At 39.8% G+C, this 22,360-nt stretch carries 22 protein-coding genes; all 22 read left to right on the top strand.

Features of this window, described 5'->3' with window-relative positions; all coding sequences use genetic code 11:
* Positions 1-7: 7 nt before the first annotated feature.
* The gene (locus tag BMX21_RS06440; protein ID WP_092042514.1) at positions 8-352 is read left to right on the top strand and encodes a hypothetical protein; all 345 of its coding nucleotides are present in this window, start codon (positions 8-10) and stop codon (positions 350-352) included.
* Positions 349-1,662, top strand: a complete 1,314-nt coding sequence (locus tag BMX21_RS06435; protein ID WP_092042511.1) for a hypothetical protein — start codon at positions 349-351, stop codon at positions 1,660-1,662. Before BMX21_RS06440 ends, BMX21_RS06435 begins: the two co-directional genes overlap by 4 nt.
* A gap of 22 nt (positions 1,663-1,684) precedes the next feature.
* The gene (locus tag BMX21_RS06430; RefSeq protein ID WP_022753130.1) at positions 1,685-2,080 is read left to right on the top strand and encodes a GerW family sporulation protein; all 396 of its coding nucleotides are present in this window, start codon (positions 1,685-1,687) and stop codon (positions 2,078-2,080) included.
* 73 nt (positions 2,081-2,153) lie between these two features.
* Entirely contained in the window at positions 2,154-2,735 is a 582-nt protein-coding gene (locus BMX21_RS06425) for a hypothetical protein (RefSeq protein ID WP_022753131.1), read from the top strand.
* A gap of 270 nt (positions 2,736-3,005) precedes the next feature.
* Entirely contained in the window at positions 3,006-3,191 is a 186-nt protein-coding gene (gene rpmB, locus BMX21_RS06420; protein WP_022753132.1) for a 50S ribosomal protein L28, read from the top strand.
* A 128-nt stretch (positions 3,192-3,319) separates the two neighbouring features.
* Positions 3,320-3,682 carry an Asp23/Gls24 family envelope stress response protein gene (locus BMX21_RS06415; protein ID WP_022753133.1) on the top strand — a complete coding sequence of 121 codons (363 nt, stop codon included), beginning with the start codon at positions 3,320-3,322 and terminating at the stop codon, positions 3,680-3,682.
* A 25-nt stretch (positions 3,683-3,707) separates the two neighbouring features.
* Complete coding sequence (locus tag BMX21_RS06410; protein WP_022753134.1) at positions 3,708-5,549, top strand: DAK2 domain-containing protein; 1,842 nt, start codon at positions 3,708-3,710, stop codon at positions 5,547-5,549.
* Between the two features lie 220 nt (positions 5,550-5,769).
* Positions 5,770-5,958, top strand: a complete 189-nt coding sequence (locus BMX21_RS06405; RefSeq protein ID WP_022753135.1) for a hypothetical protein — start codon at positions 5,770-5,772, stop codon at positions 5,956-5,958.
* Between the two features lie 652 nt (positions 5,959-6,610).
* A complete protein-coding gene (locus BMX21_RS06400; RefSeq protein ID WP_022753136.1) occupies positions 6,611-6,925 on the top strand; it encodes a hypothetical protein in 315 nt (104 codons plus the stop codon).
* Between the two features lie 317 nt (positions 6,926-7,242).
* Positions 7,243-9,297: an ATP-dependent DNA helicase RecG gene (recG, locus tag BMX21_RS06395; RefSeq protein ID WP_092042508.1), complete on the top strand. Its 2,055-nt coding sequence runs from the start codon at positions 7,243-7,245 to the stop codon at positions 9,295-9,297.
* Between the two features lie 139 nt (positions 9,298-9,436).
* Positions 9,437-10,306, top strand: coding sequence for a DegV family protein (locus BMX21_RS06390; RefSeq protein ID WP_027204893.1), 870 nt, complete (start codon positions 9,437-9,439; stop codon positions 10,304-10,306).
* A gap of 21 nt (positions 10,307-10,327) precedes the next feature.
* Positions 10,328-12,256 (top strand): DNA gyrase/topoisomerase IV subunit B, encoded by a 1,929-nt coding sequence (locus BMX21_RS06385; protein WP_092042506.1) that lies wholly within the window; start codon positions 10,328-10,330, stop codon positions 12,254-12,256.
* Positions 12,257-12,379: 123 nt separating this feature from the next.
* Positions 12,380-14,623, top strand: coding sequence for a DNA gyrase/topoisomerase IV subunit A (locus BMX21_RS06380; protein ID WP_022753140.1), 2,244 nt, complete (start codon positions 12,380-12,382; stop codon positions 14,621-14,623).
* A 94-nt stretch (positions 14,624-14,717) separates the two neighbouring features.
* Positions 14,718-15,275 (top strand): 16S rRNA (guanine(966)-N(2))-methyltransferase RsmD, encoded by a 558-nt coding sequence (gene rsmD / locus BMX21_RS06375; protein WP_022753141.1) that lies wholly within the window; start codon positions 14,718-14,720, stop codon positions 15,273-15,275.
* On the top strand, positions 15,272-15,763 hold the full coding sequence (gene coaD / locus BMX21_RS06370) for a pantetheine-phosphate adenylyltransferase (protein WP_022753142.1): 492 nt from the start codon (positions 15,272-15,274) through the stop codon (positions 15,761-15,763). The genes rsmD and coaD overlap by 4 nt, the downstream gene beginning before the upstream one ends.
* Before the next feature lie 16 nt (positions 15,764-15,779).
* Positions 15,780-16,463: a hypothetical protein gene (locus BMX21_RS06365; RefSeq protein ID WP_177173953.1), complete on the top strand. Its 684-nt coding sequence runs from the start codon at positions 15,780-15,782 to the stop codon at positions 16,461-16,463.
* A gap of 175 nt (positions 16,464-16,638) precedes the next feature.
* The gene (locus BMX21_RS06360) at positions 16,639-17,697 is read left to right on the top strand and encodes an N-acetylmuramoyl-L-alanine amidase family protein (protein WP_092042503.1); all 1,059 of its coding nucleotides are present in this window, start codon (positions 16,639-16,641) and stop codon (positions 17,695-17,697) included.
* Between the two features lie 75 nt (positions 17,698-17,772).
* A complete protein-coding gene (locus BMX21_RS06355; RefSeq protein ID WP_022753145.1) occupies positions 17,773-18,522 on the top strand; it encodes a pseudouridine synthase in 750 nt (249 codons plus the stop codon).
* Between the two features lie 81 nt (positions 18,523-18,603).
* Positions 18,604-19,206 carry a hypothetical protein gene (locus BMX21_RS06350; RefSeq protein WP_092042500.1) on the top strand — a complete coding sequence of 201 codons (603 nt, stop codon included), beginning with the start codon at positions 18,604-18,606 and terminating at the stop codon, positions 19,204-19,206.
* A 44-nt stretch (positions 19,207-19,250) separates the two neighbouring features.
* The gene (locus BMX21_RS06345; RefSeq protein WP_143057210.1) at positions 19,251-20,405 is read left to right on the top strand and encodes an RluA family pseudouridine synthase; all 1,155 of its coding nucleotides are present in this window, start codon (positions 19,251-19,253) and stop codon (positions 20,403-20,405) included.
* A gap of 151 nt (positions 20,406-20,556) precedes the next feature.
* Positions 20,557-21,090: a Holliday junction resolvase RecU gene (locus BMX21_RS06340; RefSeq protein ID WP_022753148.1), complete on the top strand. Its 534-nt coding sequence runs from the start codon at positions 20,557-20,559 to the stop codon at positions 21,088-21,090.
* Positions 21,091-21,186: 96 nt separating this feature from the next.
* Complete coding sequence (gene hisZ / locus BMX21_RS06335) at positions 21,187-22,305, top strand: ATP phosphoribosyltransferase regulatory subunit (RefSeq protein WP_022757099.1); 1,119 nt, start codon at positions 21,187-21,189, stop codon at positions 22,303-22,305.
* Positions 22,306-22,360 lie beyond the last annotated feature (55 nt).

Raw genomic sequence — 22,360 nt, 5'->3', positions numbered from 1 at the left:
GAACTTTTTGAAAAAACATTATTGCGAATTTGATAAAAATTTATATGTCGGACAGTCTCTTAAGAATCTCCCTCTGGTAAAATGGAAAATGCAGCACGGAGCAGGGCAACTGTCTGTATATGCCATATGCAAAGCGGGGAATCCACATGACCAGCTTGATATCATTCACTGCGGGGTGCTGACTCAGAAGTTCTTTAGGAACAATCCTGTCCATGTGTACGGGCTTGCTGCAGGATATACAGAAGCCTTGGATATGGTGGTGACGATATCCGTACGTGCTTCAGAATGCGGTATGGACGGTGATCTTTTGGGATATCTTGAGACAATGGGAGCACAGGAGGAAGAAGAGTGATACTGGGGACTTTTCTTAGTATTTTAAAAATAATAGGCATCGCTTTGCTGGTGATCCTTTTGGTAATACTTGCCCTCCTTCTTATTATTCTATTTGTTCCTTTGAGGTACAGAGCCAAAGCAGTGATAGGAAGGATCGACCTTGATAAGTTATCTGAATTGTCAGATGAAGGCTCCGGCGATGACACTGATCATGGCTTGGAAGAAGCTGCGCCGAATGATCCTAAGAGCTATGTTTTAGACAAGATTGACTGCAAGGCTTCTTTTAGCTGGCTATTACATCTTGTTAGAGGCGGCATCGGATATCCGGAGAATACCAGCTTTTGGCTAAAGGTCCTTTTCTTTAAGATTCTTCCAAAATCTGAAGAAAAGAAGCAAAGGAAAGAGGAAAAGACAAGAAGAAAAGAAGAAAAGAAGAGCCAAGCCAAATTAGAAAAGGCAATGGATAATGCCGGTTCCTATGAAGAATTTTCTGATCAAAGCTCAAAAGATGCAGGTAATCAGGAATCTTTAAATGACCAAAATAAATCAAATAATAAAAAGTCCTCCGAAAATAAGAGTTCAGATATTAGTGCTTCAAATATTGAGGCTTCTGATAAAAAGGATGTATCCGGCGATTTAGATACATCTGATTATTTTGATGAAGTTAATGGTCAAAATGGTTCTGAAGATCATGCTGATAAGGATTCTAAAGAACATACAGGTTCTTTAGAATCTGATGATGGAAATGTTCATAAAGATGATTCTGAAAATGATCATGGAAATGATGCAGCAGAAGATGATAATGATTCGGAAGAATCGGAAGATAAAGAAGACATTGATATTTTTACTTTCTTTGATTTTATAGAAAAGATGGCAGACCTTTTCGAGAAGGCTCTGGACTTTCTTGAAAAGCCCGGAGAGGCTGTAGAAAAAGCTTTCTATACAATATCAAGGGCATATGATAAAATGGATTTGATCAAGGATCTGCTTGATAGTCCTACATTTGAGAGGGCTTTTTTACGTGCAAAAAAGGATCTATATCTTGTACTAAGGCATATTATGCCGGGTAAGATAGATGCCGATATATTACTGGGTATCGGAGATCCTGCGTCCATGGGCAAGCTCCTTGCAGGCGTAAGTGTTGTTAATACCTTTAACGACTATGATATCTGGCTTGAACCTGATTTTGAGAACAAGGTTGTAGAAGCAAGTGTCGATATCAAAGGCAGAATAGCTCTTTGGAGGCTTTTATTATCAGCAGCCAGAGTTTATTTTAATAAAGATATACGAAAAGTTCGGAAAAAATTTGATCGTATAATGAAAAAATAAGAGGACTTAAAAGGGAGGATATATGGAGAATAAACATTTTGACGGAATTGTTGATTCCCTTATGGAAGGCATGCAGCAGATGCTTTCTGCAAAAACTGTAGTAGGTGAGCCTACTAAGATAGGTGATACTATCATCATTCCACTTGTTGATGTATCAATGGGTGTAGGTGCAGGCTCCAAGGACGAAGAGAAGAAAAAGCGCGGAGCAGGTGGATTTGGAGCTAAGATGTCTCCAACAGCTGTTCTTGTTATTAGAAACGGACAGACAAAGCTTGTAAATATCAAGAATCAGGATGCAGTTACAAAGATACTGGATCTTGTTCCTGATGTTATCAATAAATTCCAGGGCGGCTCTAAAAATGACATGCCAAGTGATGAAGATGTGGTAGATGCCGCTTTTGGAGATGATGAGAAGTAATTAGATGTCATCACTTATGAAGGGGAGATGGCTGTAGTAGTTTGTAGATCATATCTGCGATAGGGAGAAAGCCATGGATCAGAATCGAAGTGACGAGCTTTTTGAAAGCACAGATCAAAGTTCATTAGAAGAACTAAGACGTTTCCTTTTTAAAGAAAGCTGCAGACTCAAGAATCAGGAATCTGCTCTTGACGACCAGTGGCTAAAACTGGAAAAGGAACGTACCCTTCTAAAAGAAGAAATTGATAAAGCCGGTAAAAAGCTTCAGGAACAGAGGGCTGAATTCGAACATGACCGTTCGTTTTTTGACCAGAAGATGCAGATCCTCAAAGACGGATATGACAAATTAAGTAACGACCGCAAAGCTCTTGAGATCGAAAAAAAGAAGATAATGCAGGAAAGGATCATGCTCCAGGAGGATCTTGCCAATGCAGAAGTCAAGCTTCAGGAACAGTCTGCAGGTCTTATGAATGTCCTTTTTAAAGGCGCAGATACCCCTTTATCGCTAAAGAAAAGGTATAAAGCCCTGATGAAGATATTTCATCCGGATAATGTAAAGGGAGATGATGAGCTTGTTCAATGGCTCAACATCGAATACTCCAAGCTTAAGCAGGAGATGGAAGATAGTCTTGGAGATCAGGCTTCACAGCAGTGATCATAGGCAGAGCATTTCTTTATGGCATTATAGATGATAATTAATGTATACAGACTGTTAATAATTGCTTATATTAAAGCTTTACTGTCAAAAAAATTATAAAATTATCATCAAATGTAAATTTCTTCTTGCAAAAACTCGAATGTTTTGTTATAGTATCAATGTTGCGACTGCATAGGATGATTTTTTGAGTCGTCATTATGCGTACATGGATGTGATTTTTAATTTAAAATTCTCATTAATTAACATAGTTTTACAGGAGGTGTTAAGATGGCAAAGTGTGAAGTATGTGGCAAGGGCGTTCATTTTGGTAACAACGTAAGCCATTCCCATAGAAGATCAAACAGAGCATGGAACGCTAATGTTCAGCGTGTTGCAGTTAAGATCAACGGATCTACTCGCAGAATGAACGTTTGCACCAGCTGCCTCAGATCAAATGCTGTTGAGAGAGCTTAATTATTTCTGAGAAATGACACGGAAGCGCTTCTTTTTTAAGAGGAAGCGCTTTATTTTTTGTAATACCTGTCATATAATTATGCTATCTATGCATACATAGAAATGCCATTTTACGAGGAGGACAACCAATGAAGGCTTCATCATTGAACACACATATGGGCAATATTTCCATAGACAACGAGGTAATAGCTCAGTATGCCGGAACTGTTGCGATGGAATGCTTCGGTATTGTTGGCATGGCTAACGTTAGTATAAGAGACGGACTGGTAAGTTTGCTTCGTTCTGATAACATGACTAAGGGTATCAACGTAGAACTTAACCAGAACAAGAAGCTTGTACTTAATTTTCACGTTATTATTGCTTACGGTGTAAGTATTTCTGCTGTTGCAGACAACCTTATCGACTCAGTTAAGTATAAGGTTGAAGAGTTTACAGGACTAGAAATAGAGAAGATCAATATTTATGTCGAAGGTGTTCGAGTTATCGACTGATCGACTTGTGTAGGAGGAACCTAACTTGAGTACAAGTAGCATTGATTCAAGAATGGTCGCAAGAATGTTTCTTGCGGGCGCAAAGAACCTTGAAGCTAAAAAAGAATGGATCAACCAGTTGAACGTATTCCCTGTACCGGATGGTGATACAGGAACAAATATGACTATGACTATCATGGCTGCAGCCAAGGAAGTTCAGGAATGTGATAAAAACGACATGGCTGCGGTTTGTAAGGCTATCTCATCTGGATCTCTTCGCGGAGCCAGAGGTAATTCAGGCGTTATCCTGTCACAGCTTTTAAGAGGACTTACAAAGGGACTTAAGGAGCATGAGGAGATTGATGTTCAGATACTCGCCGATGCTTTTGATAAGGCTGTAGAGACAGCATACAAGGCTGTAATGAAGCCTAAGGAAGGAACAATCCTTACAGTAGCCAAGGGTGCAGGCGATAAGGCAAGAGAACTTGCCAGTGCCGGCGAAACAGATATCGAGAAGTTTGCTAAGGAAGTTATTGAGTATGCAGACGAAGTTCTCGATAAAACCCCTGATATGCTCCCTGTTCTTAAACAGGCAGGCGTAGTAGATTCAGGCGGAGAAGGCCTTGTACAGGTGCTTAAAGGAGCTCTTAGCGGACTCCTTGGAGAAGAGATCGATCTTACACCTGTAGCAGCTGTAGAAGCTCCTACAGCTCCTAAGAAGATCGTATCCAAGGAAGCTCCTGTAGAGATCAAATATGGTTATTGTACAGAATTCGTTATTCTCTTAAAGAGAGAACTTAATTCCAAGCAGGAATCTGATTTCAGAAAATTCCTCGGAGATATCGGTGATAGTATCGTAATGGTAGCAGATGACGAGATCTGCAAGATCCATGTACATACCAATGATCCGGGACTTGCTATTCAGAAGGCGCTTCTTTTAGGACAGCTTTCTAACATGAAGGTTGATAACATGCGTATGGAGCATCGTGAGAAGCTCTTCCACATGAATGAGAACGGAACAGCTGATGAGATCGATCAGGAGATCTCCGGAATGGCTGAGCGTACAATTCCTCAGGATGCTGAGTATGAATATCCTGAAGGAGAGATCAAGGTATCTGGCAAGCACGTTGATGCAGTACTTAACGATGCTGCAAAATGGGGCGATGATAAGGGCGAAGCTTTCGGTTCTATGGAAGAGAATAAAGCTTCTGAGCCTGCCGAAGAACCTGCTGATTTTGGATTTGTTGCTGTATGTGCCGGTGACGGCCTTACAGAACTTTTCAAGGGACTTGGTGTTGATGAAGTCATCAGCGGTGGCCAGACTATGAACCCTAGTACTGATGATATCCTTACAGCAATCGAGCATGTTAATGCCAAGACTGTATTTGTTCTTCCTAATAACAAGAACATCATCATGGCGGCTAATCAGGCAAGAGATCTGTCAGAGGATAAGGAAGTCATCGTAATCCCTACCAAGACAGTTCCTCAGGGTGTAACTGCAGTTATCAATTTCATACCTGATATGTCTGCTGAAGAGAACAAAGAGACTATGATGGATGTTATCGGCGGAGTACATACAGGTGAAGTTACATATGCAGTACGTGATACAGTTATAGATGACAAGCAGATCCATGAAGGTGATTACATGGGTATTGGTGATGAAGGCATCATATCTGTTGGACAGAAGATGGAAGATGTAACCTTCGAAATGCTCAAAGGTCTTATGTCAGAAGAGCTTGAGCTTATCAGTATCTATTATGGAGCAGATGTAGATGAAGAGACTGCTGAGAGCCTTAGAAAGCGTGTAGCTAACGAATATCCTAATTGTGATATCGAGCTTCAGCCTGGTGGACAGCCTGTTTATTACTACATAGTATCTGCAGAATAAATAAATGTTTTAAAAGGTATACCGGAAAGGTCAAACCTTTCCGGTATTTTTTATGTCCGGGATGCATTTTTGTATCTGGCGACATTAGACAACATAATCATAATCAAAGGAGTGCAGTTTGAAAATGCTACATTTTCAAACACAAATTGGTGTCGCGAGCTCCACCAATTTGAATCATTAGTCGCTCATTTCACTCGCGACATGAGGTTATAAGTGAATTATGGCAGAAATATCTAAGCAGAAATTTATGAATACCCTTCTTGAAGCAGGTATTCAGGTATCATATGAAATCGGTATGCCGGTTGCTATATGCGAAAACAAAGATGATATGCCCGGTATGCTTCGCAGGGTCAAGGAACTTGCTAAGAAGATAGACTACAATGAGAGCCTTGGCGTAAAGTGCGTATAAGAATTCTGAAAGAGTTTAGCTATGGCTGAGCTCTTTTTTATATTAACAGAATATGATTTTAATAAAGTACTAAATACATAGTAGTAGTTTTAGTAAAGTATATTATACGTATATATAGAGAATTTTTCTTTGTTATATTGATTGAAACTAGTGGGGTCAATGAGAAATTTGGGTCTGAATTGTTTTATAATTTTGTCAAAAATGCCAACTCCACATCTAAAAAATGCTGTGATAAAATTAGTATCGAAATCAGGAGAGCGTGCGCATTGGCTAATCTGGTCAATGGGTAGCGGTTGCTCTTATAATAATAAACTTAAACTTCCCACTTGGACGGACCAGCTTCCCCTAAGCCTTTACAGAGGTAGGCAGTATATAAATCATTGTCACACTTTTTAATTATTTTATAGAATTCATGAGCGTGATAGATGGAGATTTTTATTCTGCCAGGGGGCTGCATGTTTGAGCGAAGCGAGTTTCAGCCCCCAGAATAAAAAGCTTCAGATATCATGCCATGAATTCATAAAATGATTAACAGTGTGGAAATGATTTATATACTGTCTACCTCTGTAAAGGCTTAGGGGAAGCTGGTCCGTCTAAGTGGGAAAGTTTGAGCGATAAATTTAAATAATACAGGGGTTGTGAGGAGAAATGCATGAAAAACGTTGAGAAAATCAAGGTTTTAAGAGCAGTTGAGGGTTCAGAGAAGACTATCGATTATTATAATGTTCTTGGCAACATGGGAGATCTCAAATACAATTACTCCGATTATATGATCACTGGTCCGGTTGTGGCAGATGAGGAGCTTAAGCGCCTTCCGCATGCCAATTATGATCTTTGCTGTGCGCTTATGACTATGCTTCTTAGAGAAGATTATTTTGATAATGGTCAGTTCGTAAGACGTTGCCGTGATGGTCAGGTTAGTCTTGTTATCAAGAAGATGACTGAGCTGTTATCGCAGCAGGCTTAATAGGTAAGATGATTATAAGTTGATTTACATTAGATTTGTATTTTTTTGGTATATCTCAAAATGAATTCCACTATGCTTACAAGGATCTCTGTACTAGATGGTATGGAGGTCTTTTTTTGCCTATGAGCGGTTATAGACTGATATTTTTAAACTAAAGTATTATCTTTATGATTTACAATAGTATCATATCTTGTGATATTCTATAAAAGGTGGTTTGTATTATTGCTCACATAGTTACTTTTTAAAATCGAATTGATGTTGTGAGCTCTTAAGCTCAAACTATTAGCGGTTCATTTTTCTTACAACACGAGGTTAGCATGAATGAAGCTTCTTTAAAAGAAACAATAGAGTCCCTAAAAGGGATTGGAGATAAAACTGCAAAAGTATTTGAAAAGGCCGGCATAGTGCGTATAGAAGATCTTCTTGAGTACTATCCCAGGAACTATGATACATTTGAAGATGTAGTCAAAGTATCTGATCTTAAAAGCGGAAACACAGTAGCTGTCAGGTGTCAGATAATAGGTAATATATATGCCAAGAATATCAGAAATATGTCAATCATTACTTTTGATATATGTGATATCACAGGCAAAGCCAAGGTTACATATTTTAACCAGCCATATCTTAGAAGTACTTTAAAGCAGGGGCATTACTATATTTTCAGAGGGCTTGTAACAAAAAAAGGGAATACGTTTTGTTTTAATCAGCCAAAAATATATCAGCCTGAAGACTATTTTGCACTGCAAGGAACGATGCAGCCGATCTATCCTCTTGTTAAAGGCCTGTCCAACAATATGGTTGTCAAAGCAATGCAACAGGCTATGGAATCAGCTGTTTACATGAAAGATCCACTTCCTTCATATCTTATTGAAGATAACAACCTTATGGAGTACAGGGATGCTATTAAGAACATACATTTCCCCAAGGATAAACATACTTTTGATATAGCAAGAAGGAGACTATCATACAATGAATTTCTTTTCTTCATCCTAAGACTACGCATCTTAAAGCTTACAGAAGAAGAGTCTGTAAGTACTGCTGTTATGAAGAAGTCTGAGCTTGTGGACAGATTCCTTGAAAAGCTTCCATATGACCTTACAGATGCCCAGAAAAGGGTGTATAAAGAAATAGAGGCAGATCTTACAGGCAGTAGAGTCATGAACCGTCTCATTCAAGGAGATGTAGGCTCCGGCAAGACCATCCTTGCCTTTCTTGCACTTCTTATAACAGTCGAGAACGGTTATCAAGGGGCCATGATGGCTCCTACTGAAGTTCTTGCAAGGCAGCACTATGAAGATATCTGCAATATGGCCAAGGAATATGACCTTCCATTTAGGCCTGTTCTTATGATCGGATCTCTAAAGGCTAAGGAAAAGAAAGAAAATAAAAAAGGTATAGAGGATGGCACCTACAATGTCTGTATCGGTACCAATGCTCTTATTCAGGATACTGTGAATTATAAGAATCTTGCTCTTGTTATAACGGATGAGCAGCACAGATTTGGTGTGCGTCAGCGCGAGAAGTTTGCAGGCAAGGGTGAGTGCACACACGTTCTTGCCATGAGTGCAACTCCTATCCCCAGAACGCTTGCCATAATCCTATACGGCGATCTTCACGTATCTGTTGTTGATGAAAAGCCTGCATCACGCCTTCCCATCAAGAACTGCGTGGTAGGGCCTGATTACAGGCCTACAGCTTATAGATTTATAGAAAAACAAGTGTCTTTAGGACACCAAGTCTATGTAATCTGCCCTATGATAGAAGAAGGTGAGATGAATGACGTAGAGAATGTCACGGATTATACTGAGAAGCTAAGAAAAGAGCTGTCACCTTCAATACACGTAGATATGCTCAATGGCCGCATGAAAGCTTCTGAAAAAGATGAGCTTATGGAGAAGTTTGCAAATAAGGAAATAGACGTTCTGGTATCAACAACTGTTATTGAAGTTGGTATTAACGTCCCTAATGCAACAGTCATGATGATAGAGAATGCCGAGCATTTCGGACTTGCTCAGCTTCATCAGCTTAGAGGGCGCGTAGGAAGAGGCAAAGATCAAAGTTATTGTATATTCATGAATACTTCTGAGTCCAAAGATGCTGCCGCTCGTCTGGATATACTTGGAAAGTCCAATGATGGATTCAAGATAGCCGAAGAAGATCTAAAGCAAAGAGGCCCCGGCGATATGTTCGGAATAAGGCAAAGTGGTGATCTTTTCTTTAAAATTGGTGATATATATGCTGACTCTGATCTTATCAAGAAGGCTTCGATAGATGCTGACCGCATACTTGGTGATGATCCTGATCTTTGTAAAAAAGAAAATGAGGCACTTCATAAGGCTCTTGCCGGCGCTAATGAAACGATCGTTTTATAACGCTATTTCGCCACTTTTATATATAATTATGTTTTTTTGCTAATTAATTGTCCTGCAAACGTCTTATTTGACAGTATTACTGACGCAAGGTAATATAATTAAGGAATTTTATGACATAAATTCAAAGCGAGGTATATTCATGTCTAAAGTAGCGATTATTACAGACTCCAATAGTGGTATTACACAGGCTGAAGGCGAGAAGCTTGGAATTAAAGTAGTTCCAATGCCATTTACTATCGCCGGAACCGATTATTTAGAGGATATAAACCTGACTCAGGAAGAGTTTTATACAAAGCTTAGCAGTGATGAAGAGGTATCTACATCTCAACCTTCTCCGGGTAATCTTATGGATTTATGGGACGAGGTGCTCAAAGAATACGATGAGATCGTTTATATCCCGATGAGCAGCGGACTTTCTTCATCTTGCGCAAGTGCAACAAGTCTTTCACAGGACGATGACTATGAAGGCAAGGTATTTGTAGTCAACAATCAGAGAATCTCTGTAACTATGAGGAATTCTGTCCTTGATGCCATCAGACTTGCAGATGAAGGCAAGACAGGTGCTCAGATCAAAGAGATACTCGAAGCTGATAAGTTTAATTCAAGTATTTATATCATGCTTGATACTCTTTATTATCTTAAAAAAGGCGGCAGGATAACACCTGCAGCAGCTGCTCTTGGTACGATTCTTCGTATTAAGCCGGTTCTTCAGATTCAGGGTGAGAAGCTTGACTCTTTTGCCAAGGCAAGGACAACTTCCCAGGGACAGAAGATCATGCTTAATGCCATAAAAGATGACGCGGAGAAACGTTTTGGAGGCCTTGACCCTCAGAACGTAAGAATTGATGCGGCATTTACACAAGATGTCGAAAGAGCAAACGAGTGGAAGCAGATGATAGAAGAGACTTTCCCCGGATTCGACGTGCATATGGATCCGCTTTCACTTTCTGTTTCATGCCATATAGGACCGGGAGCACTGGCTGTTACAGTTACCAAGATTTTAAAATAAAACTTAGGGGGATTTTTCTTAATGCCTAAAACAAACGAATACGATGCCGGCAGTATTACTGTCCTGGAGGGCCTGGAAGCGGTCCGTAAGAGACCCGGAATGTACATCGGATCCGTATCTACAAGAGGACTCAATCACCTCGTATATGAAATAGTTGATAATGCAGTAGATGAACACCTGGCCGGTTACTGCTCAAGGATCAATGTGACCCTTGAAGCAGACGGTTCGGCTACTGTAGAAGATAACGGCCGTGGTATTCCTGTAGGAATGCACGCCAAGGGTGTTACCGCAGAACGTGTCGTTCTGACTATGCTTCACGCCGGCGGTAAATTTGATAACTCATCTTATAAGACATCGGGAGGTCTCCACGGTGTTGGTTCATCGGTTGTTAATGCACTTTCCACTTGGATGAAAGTCAGGATCAAGGAAAATGGTGCTATATATGAAGATTCTTATGAAAGAGGCGTTCCTACAACTGATCTTGTAAACGGCCTTCTTCCTGAAGTAGGCAAAACAAGAGAACACGGAACTACAATCTCTTTCCTTCCTGATCCTGAAATCTTTGAAAAGACAAGATTTAAGGAAGAAGATATCAAGAACAGACTCCATGAAACAGCATACCTTAATCCTGATCTTCTGATTGTCTATGAAGATAAAAGACCCGGAACAGAAGAGCATCTCGAATTCCATGAGCCTGAAGGTATCCGCGGATTTGTTAAAGAGATGAACAGGAATGCTGATACACTTCATGACATAGTCTACTATACAGGGGAGAGCGATAATATCTCTGTAGAAGTTGCCTTCCAGTATGTCAATGATTTTCATGAAGATGTACTTGGTTTTTGTAATAATATCTATAACTCTGAAGGTGGTACTCATATTACTGGTTTTAAGACTGTATTTACTACCATCATCAATAACTATGCAAGAGAACTTGGTAACCTCAAGGACAAGGATCAGAATTTTACAGGTGCCGATGTAAGAAACGGACTTACTGCAGTTATATCCATCAAGCATCCGGATCCAAGATTTGAAGGTCAGACCAAAACCAAGCTTGATAACCAGGATGCCGGTAAAGTTGTATCCAAGATAACAGGTGATGAGCTTACAAGATTTTTTGACAGAAATTTAGAGACACTTAAGGCTGTCATCAGCTGTGCCGAGAAGGCTGCCAAGATACGTAAGACAGAAGAGAAGACCAAGACCAATCTTCTTACTAAGCAAAAATATTCTTTTGATTCAAATGGTAAACTTGCCAACTGTATCAGCAAAGAAGCTGATAAATGCGAGATCTTCATCGTAGAGGGTGATTCTGCAGGTGGCAGTGCCAAGATGGCAAGAGACAGACAGTATCAGGCAATCCTTCCTATCCGTGGTAAGATCCTTAACGTTGAGAAGGCTTCGATTGATAAGGTGCTTGCAAATGCCGAGATCAAGGCTATGATCAATGCCTTTGGATGCGGATTTTCAGAAGGATACGGCAATGATTTTGATATATCCAAACTTCGTTATAACAAGATAGTCATCATGGCCGATGCCGATGTGGATGGTGCTCATATCGCAACACTTCTTCTGACACTGTTCTACAGATTTATGCCGGAACTTATACAGCAGGGACATGTGTATATAGCTATGCCTCCTCTTTATAAGGTTATCCCGTCCAAAGGCAAGGAAGAGTATCTGTATGATGATAAGGCTCTTGAGAAGTATCGTGCTACCCACAAGGGTAATTTTACACTTCAAAGATATAAGGGCCTTGGTGAGATGGATCCACAGCAGCTCTGGGAGACAACTCTTGATCCCAATAACAGGATGATGCGTGTTGTAGAAATTGATGATGCCAAGACAGCATCTCATATGACTGAGCTTCTCATGGGAACAGATGTTCCGCCAAGACGTGCATTTATTCACGACCATGCAGATGATGCAGAGCTTGATTTTCAGGCTTAAGAGGATAGTGCATGAACTTTATGTCATGCAACTACAAACATATAAATATGCCTTGGGATGATTGATTGACTAGATGTCAATTAAGTTCCAAATACTTTATAAAAAACATTTTGCGAGGAATTTATGGAAGAACAGCGGATTATTCGAAGTGAATATTCTGAAATAATGCAGCAGTCTTATATAGACTACGCAATGAGTGTTATAGTTGCACGTGCTCTGCCGGACATCAGGGATGGACTCAAACCCGTTCAGAGACGTACTCTTTATGATATGTATGAGCTTGGTATCAGATACGATCGCCCGTATAGAAAGAGTGCCCGTATCGTTGGTGATACAATGGGTAAATATCACCCGCACGGTGACAGCTCAATATATGACTGTCTCGTAGTTATGGCTCAGGACTTTAAGAAAGAGCTGCCTTTAGTAGACGGACATGGTAACTTTGGTACTATCGAAGGCGACAGCGCTGCTGCAATGAGATATACAGAAGCAAGACTTGCCCGTATCACACAGGAGACATTTCTTGCTGATCTTGACAAGGACATCGTAGATTTTGTACCTAACTTTGATGCTACAGAGAAGGAACCTTCAGTTCTGCCTGTCAAGATTCCTAACTTTCTGGTCAACGGATCTGAAGGTATAGCTGTTGGTATGGCGACAAGTACTCCTCCTCATAACCTTGCTGAGGTTATAGATGCTGAGATAGCCCTTATGCAGGACGAGACGTTGTCAACAAAACAGCTCATGAAATATATTAAAGGACCTGATTTTCCTACAGGTGGTATAGTTATCAACAAGGACGAACTGGCAGCTATCTATGAAACAGGTGAAGGTAAAATCCGTATCAGAGGTAAGGTTGAGACAGAAAAGGCCAAAAACGGTCACATAAACCTTATCATCAGTGAGATACCATATACCATGATAGGCGCCGGAATCGGTAAGTTCTGTTCAGATGTAGCAGCACTTGCTGAGAAGAAGGTTACAAATGATATCATTGATATCTCCAACCAGTCTTCTAAAGAAGGTATCCGCATAGTTATTGAACTTAAGAAGGATACAGATGTAGATAACTTCACAAATCTTCTTTACAAGAAGACCAAGCTTGAAGATACTTTTGGCGTTAATATGCTTGCTATCTACAACGGACGTCCTGAGACTATGGGCCTTAAGTCCATACTTCAGGCTTCGATCGATTTTCAGTTTGAGACAGCGCGCCGCAAGTATACAACACTTCTTCAGAAAGAGACTGACAAGAAGGAAGTTCAGGAAGGTCTTATCAAGGCTTGTAATGTTATAGATCTTGTGATTGAGATCTTAAGAGGATCTAAGACACGTGCGCAGGCCAAAGAGTGTCTTGTAAATGGTATAACAGAAGGTATCAACTTCAAGTCACGTGAATCAGCAGTTATGGCTTCTCAGCTTCATTTTACTGAGCGCCAGGCAGATGCTATCCTTGAGATGCGTCTGTACAAACTTATCGGACTTGAGCTTGATGCTCTTATCAAGGAGCATGAAGAGACTGTTGCCAATATTTACAGATATGAGGATATTCTTGAAGACAGAACTTCCATGTCTATGGTCATTCAGGAAGAGCTTAAGAATATACGCAATGAATACAGGCAGAAGAGACGTACAGAAGTCGGTCAGTTTGAAGAGGCTGTATATGAAGAAAAGCCTGAAGAAGAGATCGATGTAGCATTTATCATGGATCGTTTTGGCTATGCCAAGACTATTGATGCTACAACATATGACAAGAACTTTGATACTATCAAGAATGACTTTAAGTACAGCTTTAAGGTGAAAAATACCAGCAGGATTTGCGTATTTACACATCTTGGCAATCTTCACACCATCAAAGTTCAGGATCTTCCTGCAGGTAAGATGCGTGATAAGGGTGTTCCGATAGACAATGTATCCAATTATGATACTACCAAAGAACAGATCATTGCGGTGCTGCCTCAGTCATCACTTAATATTTACCGCTTGCTTTTTGTTACCAAATCAGCCATGATGAAAATAGTAAGCGGCGGCGAGTTTGATGTTACCAGAAAACTTGTAGCAGCAACTAAACTGTCAGAAGGTGATGAGCTTATAAGTGTATCTGTTGTAACAGATGAAGAGAGCTGCGTATTATATACAGAGAATGGCTATGGACTCAGATTCCTTCTTGAAGAGGTTCCTGATCAGAAAAAGACAGCAGTTGGTGTTCATGGCATGAATCTTACCAAGAATGACAGCGTACGTGATGTATGGCTTCTTAAGCCTGAAGAGACCAGAGAAGTAAGTATAGGCGAGAAGTCTTTTGACATAGGAACAGTCAAGATTGCAGGACGTAATACCAAAGGCTCTAAGATTAAGCTCAAATAATGAATCCGGATCATAGATTCAAGAATCAGTGATCTTTGGAGCTATGATTTCTATACAATACTATAATAAAGCACATATTAAAGGAGGATAGCGCATGCGAGTAATAGCAGGTGAAGCGCGTAGTATCCCACTTATTACACCAAAAGGCGATGATACACGTCCCACACAGGACAGGATCAAAGAGACTCTTTTTAACATGATCCAGATGGAAGTTCCGGGAGCTGTGTTTATCGATCTTTATGCAGGCAGCGGCGGAATCGGAATAGAAGCTCTTTCAAGAGGCGCCAGACATGCATACTTTATAGACAGAGGCGGCGAGCCTATTAAGTGCATCACAGCCAATGTGCACAAGTGTCACTTCGATGAGAAGTCAACTATCATCAAGAAGGATGCGGCGATGGCTCTTAGATCCATTCATGAAAAAGAGGTAGATATTATATTTATAGATCCTCCGTATGAAGCAGATCTTTATGAGCATACATTAAGGACTCTTGCGTCACTTCCATATGTTTCGGAGTATACGACTATCATATGCGAAGCAAGCCTTGAAGAGGATTTTTCCTTTGCTGAGGGACTTGGCTATGAAATAAAAAGAGAAAAGACATACAAGAATAACAAGCATGTTTTTCTTAAAAAGGTGGCAAACTCATGAAAATAGCAGTATATCCAGGTTCTTTTGATCCGGTTACACTCGGACACCTTGATATCGTAAAAAGAGCATCAATGATGTTCGATAAAGTCATTGTTACTGTTATGCATAACTCGGCTAAGAGTTCGTTGTTTTCGGTAGATGAACGTGTTAAAATGATAAAAGAAGCTGTCAGCGAATTTAAGAACGTAGAAGTGGATTCATATGACGGCCTGTTAATTGATTATTGTAAGGAGAAAAACATACATATAGTTGTGAGAGGTCTTCGTGCTATCACTGATTTCGAGTATGAACTTCAGATCGCACAGACTAACAGGGAATTATCTCATAACAATGTTGACACTGTTTTCCTTACGACCAATCTTCGTTATTCATATCTTAGCAGCTCAACTGTCAAAGAGATTGCCAGCTATGGCGGCGAAGTATCAAGAATGGTTTCTGAGAATGTCTATAAAGCTTTGGAACTTAAATACAACAAACATCTAAACTAAAACGGGGGAACTTTACATGAGCAGTAAAATCGAGCTTTTGATTGATGAAATCGAGGCATATATCAATAGTTGTACCAAGGTGCCTTTTTCTAATACTGATGTAAGGGTCAATAAAGAGGAGATCAACGAACTCATTCATGAGCTCAGATCCAAAACTCCAGATGAGATTAAAAGATATCAGAAGATTGTTTCCAACAAGGAAGCAATTTTAAATGATGCCAGAGCTAAAGCTCAGCAGCTCATAGAGAATGCGCAGGCTCAGACCAATGAGCTTATCAATGAACATGAGATCATGCGTCAGGCTTACGAGCAGGCCAATCAGGTTGTCAGCTCTGCTGCCAAGCAGGCTCAGGAACTTCTTGACAGAGCTACTGTTGAAGCCAACAATATGAAAGCTTCTGCTGTACAGTATACTGACACTCTTTTATCAGAAGTAGAGGCTATACTTCAGGGCTCTATTGATTCTACCAACAGACACTACGAAGGTCTTCTTACAGATCTTACCAATTATGCAGAAATGGTTAAATCCAACAGAGCAGAGCTTGCTCCACCTGTTGCGGCACAGCCGGCTCCTTCACAGGAAGTTGCATATGCGAGTCCTGAAGCTTCCGGCGTAGCAGAGGGCGCTAACGCTCCCTTAGAGGATTTTGATGCAGATATGCCGAATATGGACGCACCTGCTGGCGATGCAGGTATTTAAGATTAGACTATTTATAAAAGCGGCTGGTACCATTACCGGTCGCTTTTTTAGAAGATTATCTTTTATAAGTATTATCAATTGTATAAAATGTAATTGGAATTGTATATATGGATTTTGCCCTTTATGATATCGATCTGTATAATCTATAACTGATAAATATGTGGGAGGAATTTTGATGAGTAAAAAGATTAAGTCATTTATTAGTATTTTTGCATTGACAGCTATGGTATTTATTTTGTTATTTACTTCTGAAAATGCCACTTTTACAGTAAATGCAGCCAAGGACAATGTTGTGATCGTGCTGGATCCGGGGCACGGTGGTACCGGTGACAGGAATCTTGGTGCCCAGTACAACGGGATCAGTGAAAAAGAGATCACTCTTAAAGTTGCAAATTATGCCAAAGCTTATCTTGAAAGTTTTGACAATGTTACTGTTTATATGACTAGAACTACAGATACTGTTGTAAGCCTTGAAGACCGTGTTAAATTTGCAAAGAGTGTAAATGCAGACTTTATGTATTCCATACACTTTAACGCATCTGTAGATCACGATCTGTGCGGATCTGAAGTATGGGTATCTGCATATGACAAGTATTATGAAAACGGATATGAGTTTGCAAGCGCGGAAGTAGCTGAACTGTCCAAGCTTGGCCTGTATATAAGAGGTATCAAGACAAGACTTGGCAATAATGGTGACTACTACGGGATCATAAGACATGCAAGAAATTATGATGTAAATGCTGTTATCATAGAGCACTGCTACATAGATCATCCGGCAGATCTTGCCTGGATCCGTTCTCAGGCAGATCCTTATCAGGCACTTGGAATTGCAGATGCTACAGCTATTGCTAAGTATTTCGGTCTTAAGTCATCTAAGCTTTCTATAGATTATTCTAATTACAAGAATGTTGATGTTAAGACTCCTACTAAAGTTATGGCCAATGACCTCACAGCGCCTACTGTATGTACACTTAACTCAGCAGTTATGAATAAATCAACCGGAGATATCACTGCCAGTATAACTGCATCAGATCCTGAAACACCTATTATCTACTATAGATACAGCTTTGACGGTGGTAAGAACTGGTCATACGTAGTGGCATGGGATCATAGTAAGACGACCAATACAGTTGTTATACATGACCCGTCCAAATCAGCTGCAAGTCTGACGATACAGGTATACAATCAGTATGATCTTAAGACTACAAGTAGTACTATATCGATTAGTAAGTAATTATCATTTTAATATAAAAATTAGCATGTAACTGTCATTACAGCTAATAGATTTTTTAACAAAGTAGAGGAAAAAGTGCAAAGACTTGATAAATTTCTTTCTGATTTTGGAATAGGAACCAGAAAACAGATCAAAGAACACATAAAAAACGGGGCTGTCACAGTTAACGGACAGCCCGTCAAAAAAGCAGATATGCATATAGATGAAAACGCCGATAAGGTTGTATTTATGGGGCAGGAACTTGTGTATGAGAAGTTCCGTTATTACATGCTCAATAAGCCGGACGGCGTTATTTCTGCGACAAGAGACGGTAGGACTACAACAGTCCTTAATCTTCTTAAAGATGAGAATGTTAAGGACCTATCACCTGTAGGAAGGCTTGACATAGATACTGAAGGCCTGCTACTGATAACCAATGATGGACAGCTCATCCACAGACTTTTATCGCCTAGTCATCATGTTGATAAGGAATACGAAGTTCATCTTAAAAAGGAACTTTCGGATGATGATATCGATAAGCTTACAAAGGGTGTAGATATAGGCGATGTGAGAAAAGACGGGACACCTGACATAACACTTCCTGCTGTTGTAAAACGCGGTGATACAGACAAAGAGGGCCGACCTGTTGTATTTCTTACAATACATGAAGGAAGATTTCATCAGGTCAAAAGAATGATGGAAGCTGTAGGCAATGAAGTTCTCTATCTTAGAAGGATCAGAATGGGAGCTATAAGTCTTGATGAAAGCCTTGAACTTGGTCAGTACAGAAGACTTACTGATGAAGAGATAAAGATGCTTACTGATAATAACGGCAGTGATCAATAAGTTTTTTTACTAAAAGTAAAAAAACTATGAGTAGCACTTGTTTAAAATATTAATAATTATATATCAAGGATGTTAGATTACATGAAAAGAGTATACAAAGGCGATTTTGGCCATATTTTGTACCAAAGGAAAGTTGCGATCGTAAGATCATTGATCATGGGAGGTGTAATATTAGGTCTTTTTATTATAGGTCTATTAATTACTAAGACCAATAAGAATATATTCTCTATAGTGGCGGCTCTTGGCTGCCTTCCTCTTGGATGGAGCATTATCAATCTTATAATGTATTATAGAGCTATTCCGCTTGCCAGGTCTTCTTATGAGAAGATTAAAGCGCATGCAGGATCACTTAATATGATCTATGATCTAAGCCTTACTTCTGAGAAGAGCACCTACAATGTTGGCGCTATAACAGTTCTTGAGAAGAATATTGCGGGATATACTGAAGATAAGGACATGGATATACAAGACTGTCAGGAGCATATTAAGAACCAGATATCGCTTAGTAAATACCATGACTATACTATTAAAATATTTCGTAATGTTGATGACTATTGCAAACGTCTTGACCAGCTCGAAAAGCTTAGAAAAGATCACAACATAGATCCAAAAGCTATAGAAGATGCCTGGGTTCCCGGAACTATTCAGACAGTATCCGGAATACTGGAATCAATTTCGTTATAAAAAAGTCTCAAACATTGTTATAAAGGTGATCAGATAGTAATCATATGAAAGAATTTATTATTAAAGACAACGAGGCCGGCAAGAGACTTGATAAGTTTCTGGGGCAGTACTTGTCCAAAGCATCTACGGGATTTATCTACAAGATGCTTCGTAAAAAGAATATCGTTATTAATGGCAAAAAAGCTACAGGTCAGGAGAAACTTCAAGTCGGAGATATCGTGACCCTGTGGCTTTCTGACGATACATTCCTTAAATTTGCCAATGACAGACTTGCCAGAGCACAAAGAGGCGAAGGTGTATCTGTAACGGAATTCAAGAAGGCATTTAAAAGCCTTAAGGGAATTGAAGTTATCTTTGAAAATAAGGATGTTGTATTTGTTAATAAACCTGTAGGGATTCTTACTCAAAAAGCAGAACAAGGTGATGTATCGCTTAATGAGTGGATAGTGGGTTATCTTCTTGATACTACTGCAATTGAACCAGATGACCTGATCACCTTCAGGCCATCTGTATGTAATCGCCTTGATCGTAATACATCAGGAATCGTTATCTGCGCCAAAAGCTTAAAAGGCGCACAGATAATGGCCAAAGGGCTTAAAGACAGGACTTTTAAAAAATATTACAGAACAGTCGTATCAGGGATCATAGATAAGCCGGAAGAGATCAAAGGACTTCTGAAAAAAGATAGTAAGACCAATACAGTCACAGTCAGAAACATATCGGATCTTAATGATAAGTCTGATAATTATAAGTCTGATAATGATAATCCGGATAACGATAATCCGAATAATGTTAAATTATATAACAAGTCAAAAAAAGAAACGTCTATTACTAATGACCCAGAGACCGACAAAGTCAATAACTCATCTTATATAGAAACAGCTTATAGCCCTGTATCCGTCAATAAGAAGTGGAATCTGACTTACCTTGAAGTGGAACTTCGTACAGGTAAAACTCATCAGATAAGGGCTCATCTGTCAGGAATAGGTCACCCAATAGTAGGAGACCCCAAATACGGCGATGAGAAGGTCAATGAGAACTTTAAACAGACTTATGGACTTAAGTCCCAGCTTCTTCATTGCTACAGACTAGAGTTCCCTGATGATGAAGCTGCGTTTGGCAATCTTGCGGGAATGGAGATTGTAGCTCCTTTATATTCTAAGTTTAAAAATCTTGTAAAAGATAAGTTTACTAATTAGATACTCAAACTTCTCACCTGGATGGTGCAGTATCTCACCAAAGGCTTTGCTGGGGCGGGCAGTATATAGATCATTGACTGATCAGCCACGCGTTGACTAAATAAGTATTTGTATATTACAAAATCTACTATATTTCTTTTTGAGGATTTATATGGCGACATGGAATTCCAGAGGTCTTCGAGGCTCTGTTCTCGAAGACATGATCAATCGTACCAATGAAAGATATCTTGCGGAGGGACTGGCGCTTATTCAGAAGATCCCTACCCCTATTACACCTATCAATATAGACAAAGAAACAAGGCATATCACTCTTGCTTATTTTGACCAGAAGAGTACCGTCGACTACATCGGTGCTGTACAGGGGATTCCTGTATGCTTCGATGCTAAGGAGTGTGCGGTGAATACATTTTCTTTACAGAATATTCACCCGCATCAGGTGGCTTTTATGGAAAATTTTGAGAAGCAGGACGGGATAGCCTTTTTTCTTATATATTACACAGGCAGAGATGAGATGTATTATCTGCCCTACAAAGATCTGAAAGTTTTCTGGGACAGAGCGCAGTCAGGAGGGCGTAAGAGCTTTCGTTTTGATGAACTTAATACTGATTATTTTATAAAACATAAAGCTGATGGATTTGTACCTTATCTTGAAGCTTTACAAAAAGATCTTGAAAACAGAGATTAAAAAATCTTTGACATATGCAGGATTGTCCTGTATACTCTTTCTTAGTAATTGATTAGCGAGGTAGCACGTTACCGTAATAAAGCATCGGAGGAATTTATGAGCAAAGAACTTGTCCATACACCTGAAGGCGTCAGAGACGTTTATGGCAGAGAATCTTATGAACGCAGTACTGTTAAGCATAAGATCAAGGAGATCATGTACCGCTACGGATATGAGAATATCCTGACTCCGACATTTGAATTCTATGATGTTTTTGCCAAGGAGATAAGTCAGGCTAGTGCCAGAGATCTTTATAAGGTGTTCGATAATGAAGGTAATACACTTGTTCTTCGCCCTGATTTTACTCCATCTGTTGCAAGATGCATCGCCAAGTATTTTATGGAAGATAACGATCCTGTAAGGATATGTTACAGCGGCAATATCTTTATCAATACTCACAGACTTCAAGGCAAGCTCCGTGAGCATACCCAGATGGGTGCCGAGCTTATGTGTGACGGATCAGTCAAGGCTGATGCAGAGATGATCGCTATGATGATCGAATCTATAAGAGCAACAGGCCTTACCGATTTTAAGGTTACTATTGGTGATGTTGACTATTTTAAAGGTATAGTCGAAGAAGCCGGGATAGATGAAGACACTGAGAATCAGATAAGACAGTACCTTGCAGGACGTAATTATTCTGCTCTTGAAGAATACCTCCATCAGCTGGTCGCAGATGGCAGGATAGATTCCAAGTACGCTGATGTCCTTGTCCATATGCCCGATTTCACAACCGCTGATGAACTTGAGGAAGGTGCTGCTGATATCGTAAGTAGAAGAGCCAGATCTTCTATAGAAAGGCTCAAGAATCTGTATCATCTTTTAGATGTGTATGGAGTGTCTGGCAATGTATACTTCGACCTTGCAATGCTCTCAGAATACAATTACTATACAGGCGTCATGTTCAGGGCTTACACATACGGCGTAGGCGATGCGATAGCCAAGGGCGGCAGATATGATAACCTCCTTTCAAAGTTTGGCAAGGATGCCCCGGCAATAGGCTACATGGTCGATCTTGAATATATAATGAGCGCTCTGTACAGTCAGAATATCCCGATATCTTATAGCCAGGAACCAGATGTTGTTACATATAGCGACAGCGATTATGAAAGCAAACTTGCCATGGTTCAGAGCAAAAGAGCTCAAGGCTATTATATAGTTCTTAAACATGAATAATTTTTCAAACTATTTGAATGATACTTATAGTGATTACCAAAAAATCGGAGAACTG

This window comes from Butyrivibrio sp. TB (assembly GCF_900110805.1).
Classification (GTDB): domain Bacteria; phylum Bacillota; class Clostridia; order Lachnospirales; family Lachnospiraceae; genus Butyrivibrio; species Butyrivibrio fibrisolvens_C.
The sequence above is the reverse complement of the archived record's forward strand: the minus strand, read 5'-3'. Positions and strand labels throughout refer to the sequence as shown.

Coding starts and splice junctions, on each gene's coding strand:
- recG (WP_092042508.1), top strand. CDS start 7,243: ATGAATGAAGCTTCTTTAAAAGAAACAATAGAGTCCCTAAAAGGGATT.
- BMX21_RS06430 (WP_022753130.1), top strand. CDS start 1,685: ATGGAGAATAAACATTTTGACGGAATTGTTGATTCCCTTATGGAAGGC.
- BMX21_RS06415 (WP_022753133.1), top strand. CDS start 3,320: ATGAAGGCTTCATCATTGAACACACATATGGGCAATATTTCCATAGAC.
- hisZ (WP_022757099.1), top strand. CDS start 21,187: ATGAGCAAAGAACTTGTCCATACACCTGAAGGCGTCAGAGACGTTTAT.
- BMX21_RS06350 (WP_092042500.1), top strand. CDS start 18,604: ATGAAAAGAGTATACAAAGGCGATTTTGGCCATATTTTGTACCAAAGG.
- coaD (WP_022753142.1), top strand. CDS start 15,272: ATGAAAATAGCAGTATATCCAGGTTCTTTTGATCCGGTTACACTCGGA.
- BMX21_RS06425 (WP_022753131.1), top strand. CDS start 2,154: ATGGATCAGAATCGAAGTGACGAGCTTTTTGAAAGCACAGATCAAAGT.
- rsmD (WP_022753141.1), top strand. CDS start 14,718: ATGCGAGTAATAGCAGGTGAAGCGCGTAGTATCCCACTTATTACACCA.
- BMX21_RS06385 (WP_092042506.1), top strand. CDS start 10,328: ATGCCTAAAACAAACGAATACGATGCCGGCAGTATTACTGTCCTGGAG.
- BMX21_RS06365 (WP_177173953.1), top strand. CDS start 15,780: ATGAGCAGTAAAATCGAGCTTTTGATTGATGAAATCGAGGCATATATC.
- BMX21_RS06400 (WP_022753136.1), top strand. CDS start 6,611: ATGAAAAACGTTGAGAAAATCAAGGTTTTAAGAGCAGTTGAGGGTTCA.
- BMX21_RS06360 (WP_092042503.1), top strand. CDS start 16,639: ATGAGTAAAAAGATTAAGTCATTTATTAGTATTTTTGCATTGACAGCT.
- BMX21_RS06380 (WP_022753140.1), top strand. CDS start 12,380: ATGGAAGAACAGCGGATTATTCGAAGTGAATATTCTGAAATAATGCAG.
- BMX21_RS06405 (WP_022753135.1), top strand. CDS start 5,770: ATGGCAGAAATATCTAAGCAGAAATTTATGAATACCCTTCTTGAAGCA.
- rpmB (WP_022753132.1), top strand. CDS start 3,006: ATGGCAAAGTGTGAAGTATGTGGCAAGGGCGTTCATTTTGGTAACAAC.
- BMX21_RS06390 (WP_027204893.1), top strand. CDS start 9,437: ATGTCTAAAGTAGCGATTATTACAGACTCCAATAGTGGTATTACACAG.
- BMX21_RS06345 (WP_143057210.1), top strand. CDS start 19,251: ATGAAAGAATTTATTATTAAAGACAACGAGGCCGGCAAGAGACTTGAT.
- BMX21_RS06340 (WP_022753148.1), top strand. CDS start 20,557: ATGGCGACATGGAATTCCAGAGGTCTTCGAGGCTCTGTTCTCGAAGAC.